Origin of the sequence: Pseudomonas entomophila, assembly GCF_029193575.1 — a bacterium.
GTDB lineage: Bacteria > Pseudomonadota > Gammaproteobacteria > Pseudomonadales > Pseudomonadaceae > Aquipseudomonas > Aquipseudomonas entomophila_G.
On sequence record NZ_JARGCS010000004.1, the window covers coordinates 1 to 10,427 of the forward strand.

7 protein-coding genes and 1 rRNA gene are annotated in these 10,427 nt (G+C 64.5%); 6 read left to right on the forward strand and 2 right to left on the reverse strand.

Features of this window, described 5'->3' with window-relative positions; genetic code table 11:
- Window positions 1-161 precede the first annotated feature (161 nt).
- The 6 genes from rrf (at window position 162) to P0Y43_RS00640 (ending at window position 7,721) form a co-directional block, all read left to right on the forward strand.
- A 5S ribosomal RNA gene (gene rrf / locus P0Y43_RS00615) occupies window positions 162-277 on the forward strand.
- Window positions 278-422: 145 nt separating this feature from the next.
- Window positions 423-1,316 carry a LysR family transcriptional regulator gene (locus P0Y43_RS00620; protein ID WP_430540207.1) on the forward strand — a complete coding sequence of 298 codons (894 nt, stop codon included), beginning with the start codon at window positions 423-425 and terminating at the stop codon, window positions 1,314-1,316.
- A gap of 132 nt (window positions 1,317-1,448) precedes the next feature.
- On the forward strand, window positions 1,449-4,100 hold the full coding sequence (gene acnA, locus P0Y43_RS00625) for an aconitate hydratase AcnA (protein ID WP_275635364.1): 2,652 nt from the start codon (window positions 1,449-1,451) through the stop codon (window positions 4,098-4,100).
- Window positions 4,101-4,129: 29 nt separating this feature from the next.
- Window positions 4,130-5,182, forward strand: a complete 1,053-nt coding sequence (locus tag P0Y43_RS00630) for a lactonase family protein (protein WP_275635365.1) — start codon at window positions 4,130-4,132, stop codon at window positions 5,180-5,182.
- Window positions 5,183-5,319: 137 nt separating this feature from the next.
- Window positions 5,320-6,030, forward strand: coding sequence for a transporter substrate-binding domain-containing protein (locus tag P0Y43_RS00635; protein ID WP_275635366.1), 711 nt, complete (start codon window positions 5,320-5,322; stop codon window positions 6,028-6,030).
- A 47-nt stretch (window positions 6,031-6,077) separates the two neighbouring features.
- Complete coding sequence (locus P0Y43_RS00640) at window positions 6,078-7,721, forward strand: acetolactate synthase large subunit (RefSeq protein WP_275635367.1); 1,644 nt, start codon at window positions 6,078-6,080, stop codon at window positions 7,719-7,721.
- Window positions 7,722-7,907: 186 nt separating this feature from the next.
- Here P0Y43_RS00640 and P0Y43_RS00645 read toward each other — a convergent pair whose 3' ends face one another.
- Entirely contained in the window at window positions 7,908-9,218 is a 1,311-nt protein-coding gene (locus P0Y43_RS00645) for an ISL3 family transposase (protein ID WP_275635250.1), read from the reverse strand.
- Window positions 9,215-10,081 carry a BRO-N domain-containing protein gene (locus P0Y43_RS00650; protein ID WP_275635251.1) on the reverse strand — a complete coding sequence of 289 codons (867 nt, stop codon included), beginning with the start codon at window positions 10,079-10,081 and terminating at the stop codon, window positions 9,215-9,217. Before P0Y43_RS00650 ends, P0Y43_RS00645 begins: the two co-directional genes overlap by 4 nt.
- Between the last annotated feature and the right edge of the window lie 346 nt (window positions 10,082-10,427).

Here is a 10,427-nt window from a genome sequence, read left to right on the forward strand (position 1 = left end):
CTAATTGCCCGTGAGGCTTGACCATATAACACCCAAGCAATTTGAGCGTCAGACGCCGAATTGTGGTGGTGAAGACGAAAGAGCCGAAGATTCGTAAGACCACAAATTCACATATCCGAATTCGCTGGGCTGTCCAACAGGACATTCTGGCTACAGAATTTCTTGACGACCATAGAGCATTGGAACCACCTGATCCCATCCCGAACTCAGCAGTGAAACGATGCATCGCCGATGGTAGTGTGGGGTTTCCCCATGTGAGAGTAGGTCATCGTCAAGATTCATTTCGCAAAACCCCTATCTGCGCGAGCAGGTAGGGGTTTTGTCTTTGGTGCGAGAAAAGACAGCGCGCAGCCTTAGGCGCGGGACAAGCCCGCCCCTACAGGATATCGTGCGTCCACATGCCCCTGGAAACACCTCTGCCCATGCGCTACGACCTCACCAGCCTGGACCTCTTCATCACCGTTGCCCAGGAGCGCAACCTCACCCGTGCCGCCGCCCTCAAGCACTTGGCCGTTTCCGCCGTGAGCAAGCGCATCAGCGAACTCGAAGCTCAGGCGGGGGCGCCGTTGCTGATCCGCAACGCCCGCGGTGTCGAACTCACCCCGGCTGGTCAGTCGCTGCTGTTCTACGCCCGCCAGCTCAAGCAGACCATGACCCAGCTCGACAACGAACTCAGCGAGTTCGCCACGGGCGTGAAGGGGCATATCCGTATCCACGCCATAACCTCGGCGCTATCGCAATTCCTGCCTCAGGACATGGCCGGCTTCGCCGCGCTGTACCCGCAGATCCGCTTCGACATCGAAGAGCGTACCGGCACGGCCGTGGTGCGCGCGGTGGCCGACGAGCATGCCGAGCTGGGTATCATTTCCTCCCAGACCCAGCCTCTGGGCCTGGAAACCCGCCCCTACCGCCATGACGAACTGGTGCTGGTGGTTCCCGCCGACCATGAGCTGGCCAGCCGCCGAGCCGTGCACCTCAAGGACGTGCTGCACCATGAGTTCGTCGGGCCCCACCTGGACAGTTCCCTGCACAGCCTGCTCACCGAAGAGGCCGAAAAGCAGGGCCACCCGCTCAAGCTGCGTATCCGCATCAGCAGCTTCGACTGCATGTGCCGCATGGTTGCCAATGGCTTGGGCCTCGCGGTACTGCCACGCAGCGCGGTCGAGCCCTACGTGCGCAGCCACCGCCTCAAGCGCGTGACCCTGAACGAACCCTGGGCGCACCGCGAGCTGCAGCTGGTGTTCAAAAAGTACGAACTGGCCTCGCCGACCCTGAAGACCTTCATCGACCACCTGCAAGCGCCCGCAGAAAAGTGACCTCCGAGCGTTCTCCATCGGAGAACGCTGCCATGGCCATTGGTCAATTTTCATCCGCCGCTCCAGCCCCTAGCATGGCTCATCCCCACAGTGTCGCCCTGAGCGACGCGATGACCCTGACAAGAGCCGAGCATGACCGACCTGCTGAGCCCCCTGGAAATCGACCAGGCCCCCTTCGTCTACATCGACCTGAAGAAACTCCTCACCCCCAGCCAGCTCCAGCGTCTGCCCTATTCGCTGCGTATCCTCCTGGAAAACGTCGCCCGCTGTTCTCCCGAGGCGTTGGATACCGTACTGGCACGCGCCACGGGCCAGGGTCCGGACTGCGAAGTGCCGTTCGTGCCCAACCGCCTGATGTTCCACGACACCACCTGCCTGCCTGCCCTGGCCGACTTCGCCGGCATGCGCGACGTAGTCGCTGAACTTGGCGGCGATCCCGGCGCGATGAACCCGCAGATCCCCGCCGTGCTGACCATCGACCACTCTGTGATCGTCGAGCGCTACGCCGAGCCCGACGCGGTGGAGCACAACCTCGACATCGATTTCCGCCGCAACAGCGAGCGCTACCGCTTCATCAAGTGGGCACAGAAGAGCCTGGACAACTTCGGTGTCATCCCGCCCGGTACTGGCATCATCCACCAGATGAACATGGAAGCCCTGGCCCAGGTGGTCTGGGAAAGCCGTAGCGCCGATGGCCAGCGCTTGTTGCACCCGGACGACATGGTCGCCACCGACAGCCACACGCCGATGATCAACGCCATCGGCGTGCTTGGCTGGGGTGTCGGCGGCCTGGAAGGGCAGGCCGCGATGCTCGGCGAGCCCGTGCCGATCAGCTTCCCTCAGGTGATCGGCATCCGCGTCAGCAATGCCCTGCGCCCCGGCGTGACCGCCACCGACCTGGCGTTGCACGTGGCCGAGACCCTGCGCCAGCGCGCGATGGTCGGCAAGTTCGTCGAGTTCACCGGCCCTGGGCTGTCGAACCTGGGTTGGGCTGCGCGTGGCACGGTGGCGAACATGGCGCCTGAGTATGGCGCCACCGTGGTGTTCTTCCCCTTCGACGACCAGGCCCTGGACTACCTCAAACTCAGCGGCCGCTCGCCCGCGCTGTGCCGGCAGGCGGCCACCTACCTGCAGGCCCAGGGCCTGTATCGCCGTGATGAACTGCCGGAGCCTGAGTTCGACGAACTGATCGAACTGGACCTGGCACTCATCGAGCCCAGCGTTGCTGGCCCCTACCAGCCGCATCAGCGTCAGCCGCTGTCACGCGCAGGCGCTTCCTTCAAAGAACAGGTGCTGGGCGGTGCGAACCTGGTCGACGACGGCTTTTTCGAGCCCAGCTTCGGCGCCCCGATTCAACACGGCGCCGTGGTGCTGTCGGCCATCACCAGTTGCACCAACACCGCCAACCCCGCGCAGATGATCCAGGCCGGCCTGCTCGCCCGTAATGCAAGGCGCCTGGGGCTGCAACGCAAGCCCTGGGTCAAGACCTCGCTGTCGCCCGGCTCGCGCGTGGTGGCCGACTACCTGGCCGAGGCCGACCTGCTGGGCGACTTTGCCGCCCTGGGCTTCGACCTGGCCGGCTTCGGCTGCATGACCTGCATCGGCAACTCCGGCAGCCTCGAAACGCATGTGGAGGCCTTCGCCGACCAAGGCCTCAAGGGCGTGGTCGTGCTGTCCGGGAATCGCAACTTCGAAGGCCGGGTCAACCCCAAGGTGCCCGCTGGCTACCTCGCCTCGCCGGCCCTGTGCGTGGCCTACGCCATTGCCGGCAGCATCGACGTCGACCTGACCCGTGAGCCTCTGGGCATCGATGCCAGCGGCACGCCGCGACACCTGCACGACCTGATGCCCAGTGACGAAGAGGTCGCCGCGCTGGTCGGCCAGGTGGTCAGGCCCGAACACTTCCAGCAGCGACTGGCCACGGTGTGGGACGGCACCCACCACTGGCAGGCGCTGTCCGCCGAAGGCAGCGTGCAGTTCCCCTGGGACGCGGGTTCGACCTACCTGCGCCGCCCGCAGTACCTTGCCGACATCCAGGCCGAGCCCAAGGCCAGCCTGGCCATTCACGGCGCGCGGCCACTGCTGGTGCTCGGCGACAACGTCACCACCGACCATATCTCGCCGGCCGGCGCCATTCCCGCCGCCAGCCTGGCCGGGCAATGGCTGCTGGCCCAGGGTGAAGACCCGCAGGACCTCAACCAGTACTCCACGCGGCGCAGCAACCACGAAGTCATGTTGCGCGGCGCCTTCACCAACAAGTCGGTGAAGAACCGTCTGCTCGGTGATGCACAACCGGGCGTCGGCGCCTGGGCCTGGAATGCCGACCACAGCCAGTGCCTGCCGCTGTACGAGGCGGCGCAGAGCTACACCGGCACACCACTGGTGGTGTTCGCCGGCATCAACTACGGCGCTGGCTCCAGCCGCGACTGGGCGGCCAAGGCCCAGGCCCTGCTAGGCGTGCGTGCGGTAGTGGCGCGTAGCATCGAGCGCATCCACCGCAGCAACCTGATCGGCATGGGCGTGCTGCCGCTGGTGTTCCCGACGGGGCAGGGCGTGGAAGACCTGCACCTCGATGGCCACGAACGCTTCGACTTCACCGGCCTCGACACCCTGCGCGTGGGTGACAACCGCATCGGCCTGCTGATCCACCGCGCCGATGGCCGCTGCGACGAAGCCGAACTGATCGCCCGCATCGATTCGACGCAGGAGATCCGTTATCTTGCCGACGGCGGTGTGTTGCCCTACGTGATCCGTAAAGTGGTCCGACGCACACGTGGCCAATAACCCTGTCCATGTCCGGGAGAACGCCTTCGATGTATGCCTATGTCGGTTCGCGCACCACGCGTGAACGCAATGCCCGTGGCGACGGCATCACGGTGTGCCGGGTCGACCCGCAGGCTGGCACGCTGGTACCGGTGCAGGTGCTTGGCGACCTGGTCAATCCGTCGTACCTGACGCTCAACCGCTCGGGTGACCGGCTCTACTGCGTGCATGGCGATGGCAGCGAGGTCAGCGCCTTCAGTGTCGACCCGGCCGACGGCACCCTGGCCTTGCTTGACCGCCAGCCGTGCGGGGGTGTCAACCCCGTGCACCTGGCGCTGGACCCGAGCGAACGCTTCCTGCTGGTGGCCAACCACATCAGCGGCACCCTGGCGGTGCTCGAGGTGTTGGCCGACGGGCGCCTGGGGGCGCTGCGTCAGCTGGTCGAGCTGGAAGGGCCGATCGGGCCGCACCGGGTCGAGCAGCCGTTCGCCAAGCCGCATTTCAACGTGTTCGATGCGACCGGGCGGTTCGTCCTGGTGCCGGACAAGGGGCTGGACCGGATCTTCGCCTTCCGCTTCGACGATGGCGTGCTGAGCCCGGCGGAGCAGCCGTTCGTGGTCAGCCGCGAAGGCGCTGGCCCGCGGCATGTGGCGCTGCACCCGCAGGCGGGCTTCGTCTATGCGGTCAACGAGCTGGATTCGACGGTCACCACCTATCGCTTCGACCCCTGTAGCGGAACGCTGCAAGCCTTGCAGGTGCTGCCATCGCTGCCTTCGACCTACACCGGCAACAGCCGTGCGGCGGGCATCGAGGTGGATCGGGCGGGGCGCTTCGTGTACGTCTCCAACCGCGGGGATGACAGCATCGCGGTGTATGCCATCGATGGGCAGAGCGGGCTGTTGAGCCTGGTCGAGGTGCAGGCCACGGGCGGGCGGACGCCGCGGTTCTTTACCCTGACGCCGGACCAGCGGTTCCTGTTCGCCTTGAATGAAGACAGCGACAGCATCGTGGCCCTGGCGGTCGACCCGGTGCACGGTGGTTTGAGCCCGACAGGGTTTGCGTTGTCCATCGGCAGCCCGGTGTGCCTGGTGTTTTCGGGCTGAGTGATGTGTCGTTCTTACCGGCCCTATCGCGGGGCGAGCCCGCGCCTACAGGTACAACGTCGTTCTCAGGCGCGACGCTGTACCTGTAGGCGCGGGCTCGCCTCGCGATAGGGCCCTGAAAACCAATGGAGATCTCAATGAGCGCCCTAACCGAACTGGCCCCTGACGGCGTCCTGCACGCCGCCATCAACTTCGGCAACCCCGTCCTCGCCCAACGCGGCCCGGATGGCCAGCCCCAAGGCGTCTCGGTCGCCCTGGCCAAGGCCCTGGCCGAAGAGCTCGGTGTGCCCCTGCAGATGCACACCTACGACGCCGCCGGCAAGGTCTTCGCCGACCTGGAGCAGGGCGCCTGGACCCTGGCGTTCCTGGCCATCGAGCCGGTGCGTGAAGCGCAGATCGCCTTCAGCGAACCCTACGTGCTGATCGAAGGCACCTACCTGGTTCGCCAAGACGCGCCCTTCCAGCACGTAGACGACCTCGACCAGCCCGGCCTGCGCCTGGCCGTGGGCAAGGGCGCGGCCTACGACCTGTACCTGAGCCGCACCTTGCAGCACGCCGAGCTGCGACGCGCCGACACCTCGGCCGGTGCCGTCGATCTGTTCCTCGAAGAAAGCCTCGACGCCGCCGCCGGCGTGCGCCAGCCTTTGCAGAAAGTGGCCGACGCCGACCCGCGCTACCGCGTGCTCAGCGGTGCCTTCACGGCCATCCGCCAAGCCATGGCGGTGCCGCGGGGGTGCGACAATGCGGCCGCCTATGTGCGTGACTTTATCGAGCGTTGCCTGCGTCAAGGCTTTGTTCGGGGGGCACTGCTTGCCTCTGGACAAACCGATGTCAGCGCACCGCGCTGACCGTCCATGGACGCGCTGGCGTCCTATCACGTGAGGTAACTAGCAAGATGGCCAAGGCCGCCGATGTCGTTGTGCAATGCCTGGAAAACGAAGGTGTCGAGTATGTGTTCGGCATTCCTGGCGAGGAGAACCTTGACCTGCTGGAGTCGCTGCGCAAGTCGAAGATCAAGCTGGTGCTGACCCGCCATGAGCAGTCCGCAGGCTTCATGGCCGCGACCTATGGCCGCCTGACCGGCAAGACCGGCGTCAGCCTGTCGACCCTCGGCCCCGGCGCGACCAACCTGGTGACCGCCAGTGCCTACGCCTACTTGGGCGGCATGCCAATGATGATGATCACCGGGCAGAAGCCGATCAAGAAGTCCAAGCAGGGCCGGTTCCAGATCATCGACGTGTGCGGCATGATGGACCCCATCACCAAGTACACCCACCAGTTCGCCTCGGCCGACAACATCCCTGCGCGCATGCGCGAAGCGTTCCGCCTGGCCGAGGAAGAAAAGCCCGGCGCCGTGCACCTGGAGCTGCCGGAAGACATCGCCGCCGAGCAAACCGACAGCATGCCGATCCCGCCGAGCCTGCACCGTCGCCCGCTGGCCGAGCACGTGGCCATCGAAGCGGCCATCGGCAAGCTGCGCACCGCCCGCAGCCCGATTCTGGTGATTGGCGCCGGCGCCAACCGCAAGATGACCGCCAAGGTCCTCAAGCAACTGATCGACAAGACCGGCATCCCCTTCGTCACCACCCAGCTCGGCAAGGGCGTGGTCGACGAGCGCGACCCACGCTTCCTGGGCAACGCCGCGCTGTCTTCCGGTGACTTCGTGCACCGCGCGGTCGAGGCCGCCGACCTGATCGTCAACATCGGCCACGACGTGATCGAGAAGCCGCCGTTCTTCATGGTCCGTGGCGGCACCGAGGTCATCCACATCAACTTCCGCTCCGCCGAAGTCGATGCCGTGTACTTCCCGCAGATTGAAGTGATCGGCGACATCGCCAACGCCGTCTGGCAGATCGGCGAAGGTCTGGGCGACACCTCGCACTGGGACTTCACCCGGCTGATGGCCATCCGTGAAGCCAACGAAGTGCAGATCGCCGAAGGCAAGGACGACGACCGCTTCCCGGTGTACCCGCAGCGCCTGGTGGCCGACGTGCGCCGCGCCCTGCCGTCCGAAGGCATCGTCGCCCTGGACAACGGCATCTACAAGATCTGGTTCGCCCGCAACTACAAGGCCCACAAGCCCAACACCGTGCTGCTGGACAACGCCCTGGCGACCATGGGCGCCGGCCTGCCCTCGGCGATGGCGGCGCACCTGGTGTACCCGGACCGCCCGGTGATCTCGGTGTGCGGCGACGGCGGCTTCATGATGAACAGCCAGGAGCTGGAGACTGCCGTGCGTCTGGGCATGCACATCACCGTGGTGATCCTGCGTGACGACGGCTACGGCATGATCCGCTGGAAGCAGGCCAACATGGGCTTTACCGATTTCGGCCTGGACTATGGCAACCCGGACTTCGTCAAATACGCCGAAGCCTATGGCGCCAATGGCCACCGGGTGGAGAGCGCGGACGGCCTGCTGCCGCTGCTGGAGCACTGCATCAAGACCCCGGGCGTGCATGTGATCGACTGCCCGGTCGACTACAGCGAGAACGATCGCATCCTCAACGTCGAGCTGCGTGAGCGGGCGCTGGCGGTGTAACGGCGGCTGATGATGCCTATCGCGGGCAATCCCGCTGCGACAGGGCTCTGCATAACCCCTGTAGCAGCGGGCTTGCCCCGCGATGGCTTGCGCCCTGCCAACAAATCCTGGGTATTCGGGAAATCCTGTTGTAAGCAGGCTTCCCGATCCCAAAATCTCAAATTGATGGTCGTGTTGATGGACGCCCTATTGGGCGCCCTGGGTGGCCTTGAGAATGGCCTCGATCGGCACGCCGTAATCGGTAGGTATCTCGCTCGGGTCCATCGTGAAGATGTCCCGCATCACGAACGGAGACTGTCGCTTCGGCTTGGGCTTAATCACCTTGTGCTCCAGGCTGAACAACGTCTTGGCCCGGAACATCTCGAAGGACATGCCCCTGGCATTGCGGTTCAGGTCGCGCATCTGCCGGTTGATCGACTCGGTGAAGGCGTTGGTGTTGCGCTGGGCAGGGCCGAAGTAAGCGAAGATCTCCCTCTCCCAGTTCGTCATCGAGGTGATCAGCGGCTTCCAGTGGGCCTTGTGCCCCTCGGGAATCATGCTCAGCCACTGCTGGTAGCGTGACCGGGCCTCAGCCTCGGTGCTGGACTCCCAGATATCGAAGAACGCCTCCTTGAGCTTGTAGGCCACCCCCAGCTCGGGGAACTGATCCAGCCAGGTGTGGATGACCAGCTCGTTCATCGGGTTCAGGTCGCGGCGGCGCATCAGCAACAGCTTGCGGTCGCCCTTGAGCTGCCGCCGTTGGTGCTGGGTCAGCTCCTTCTTGATGCCCTTGCGCAGCACCTCCAGCGATTCGTTGGCCATTCGCTGGATGTGGAACCGATCCACCACGATAGCCGCCTTGGGGAACAGCTTGGAGGCCACGTCGCGGTACGGCTTCCACATGTCCTGGCAGACGATCTGGACGTTCTCCCGGCCCCGCATGTTGGCCAGGTAGTTGTAGAGCACGTCGAACTGGCGGGACTCCAGGATGTCGATGATCGTCCCCTGTTCGATGTTGGTCAGGACGCAGCGGAACTGCCGGTTCAGGTACAGCTCGTCGATGCCCAGCACGCGCGGCAGGGTGGGCCGGTAGCCGTAGGCCTGCACCTCGCAGTAGGCCTTGATGACGGCGCGCACCACCGACTCGTCCACGCCGACCTCATGTGCCACGCTGGCATTGGTGTTGGCCAGGGAGCGCTTCACGATGAAGTCGTAGCAGCGCCGCGTCATGCGGTGGTCTTCGGCCATCTCGTGAAACTTCGGCGTGAACGTCGAGTCGCAGCTCTTGCACTGGAAGCGCCGCTGCACGGCCCAGAGCGAGACTCGCTTTCCATGCATGGGCACGTCCCGGTATTTCACCTGCTTCTTGCCGAAGCGGACGAGCTGCCCCACCGTGCCGCAGGTGTGGCAGGCGGGCGGATCGGGATACTCCACCTGGAAGTGGTAATCGTGCTCGTCCTCTTCAAAGCTCAGCACCTGGGCTCGCAGAGGGTGGAGAAGGCTGGTAGGGGCGTTCACTGCTTGGCTCCTTGGCGCATTTGTCGCAGTTGGTGCTGCTGCACCGTGGCGCGGGTCTTGAGGTTCGTCAGCGCCGCCTGGGCGAACTCGAACATCTCGTCGGTGGAGACCGGGAGGTCGCCAGGGGTGAGCATGGCCTTGATCAGGTCATGGTGACTCATCACACAGGCATCGGTGGGGATCAGCGTGTACTGCTCCTCGCCCTTGTAGTCGGTGGAGACCATCCAGCGTTCGATGCGACCCAGCGGGCGACCGATCAGGGTGCCGAAGCCCTTGATCTCGTCCTTCGGCAGCCACTCGCCCTCCAGCGCATACGCCGCGATGAAGTTACGGGCAGAGTCGAGCTGCTCGGCAGGGATGTCGGCAGCGGAACGGACGCCGAAGGCGGCGTGTGTCTGCGACCAGATCTTCATGGTGGCTCGCCGGCGTACATCCTGCGGCAGCGAGGACACCTTGCCCTTGATTAGCGAACCGAGCATGTGGAAGCCATCGGTGCCGATGGTTTGGCCTACGAGCGTAGCCATGCGGTTGTCGGTGTCTTCGTACCGGCCATGCTTGCGGATCGAAGGCAGAACCTCGGCGGTAACCCACTTCTTGAAGCGCTTCGCCTCGGCCTTGCGACTACGAAGGATTAGGCTGTAGAGCCCGGACTCATTGATCAGGATCGGCTTGCGACCCGAACCCGAATACTGTTCGTGTTCGCACTTCTCGTCGCTATCCAGTCCAAGCAAGGCCTTATTGGTGTCGCTCAGCGCGAGTGCGGAGCAGACATCAATGGCGAAGAACCACGGCTGGTCGTCGATCAACAGGGCGCGGACCTTGCGAGCTTCAAACTGGAACGGGATGACTTTGGCTGCGTTCATGGGGCATCTCCAACGATTCTGGCTGTGTGCCCACCTTCCCAAGGCCAATTGGGAGGGTGGAACCGTGCGGGTTGGCCTACCGGTCGTTGGCACCGGCCACTCTTGCGAGTGCCCACACGGCCCACCCATAACGCGGGTGCAGCCATGCCTCGGACACAAAAAAACCGCTCTAGGGCGGTTGTGTCCGCCAACGAATACCGGGAGGCCAATCCCAGGCCGCAGGATTTACTGCGACGGGGACACGGTACCCAGCCCAAGGCGGTGTGTCAACAAGATTTCCCGTAAGCAAAAACGATTTGTAGAGCCCTACTGAAAGGGCTCAATCAACAACCTTTCCCGAATACCC

What these genes read in the sequence shown, in the direction of transcription:
- P0Y43_RS00620 (WP_430540207.1), top strand. Translation starts at nt 423, where the DNA reads ATGCGCTACGACCTCACCAGCCTGGACCTCTTCATCACCGTTGCCCAG.
- P0Y43_RS00630 (WP_275635365.1), top strand. Translation starts at nt 4,130, where the DNA reads ATGTATGCCTATGTCGGTTCGCGCACCACGCGTGAACGCAATGCCCGT.
- P0Y43_RS00650 (WP_275635251.1), bottom strand. Translation starts at nt 10,081, where the DNA reads ATGAACGCAGCCAAAGTCATCCCGTTCCAGTTTGAAGCTCGCAAGGTC.
- P0Y43_RS00640 (WP_275635367.1), top strand. Translation starts at nt 6,078, where the DNA reads ATGGCCAAGGCCGCCGATGTCGTTGTGCAATGCCTGGAAAACGAAGGT.
- P0Y43_RS00635 (WP_275635366.1), top strand. Translation starts at nt 5,320, where the DNA reads ATGAGCGCCCTAACCGAACTGGCCCCTGACGGCGTCCTGCACGCCGCC.
- acnA (WP_275635364.1), top strand. Translation starts at nt 1,449, where the DNA reads ATGACCGACCTGCTGAGCCCCCTGGAAATCGACCAGGCCCCCTTCGTC.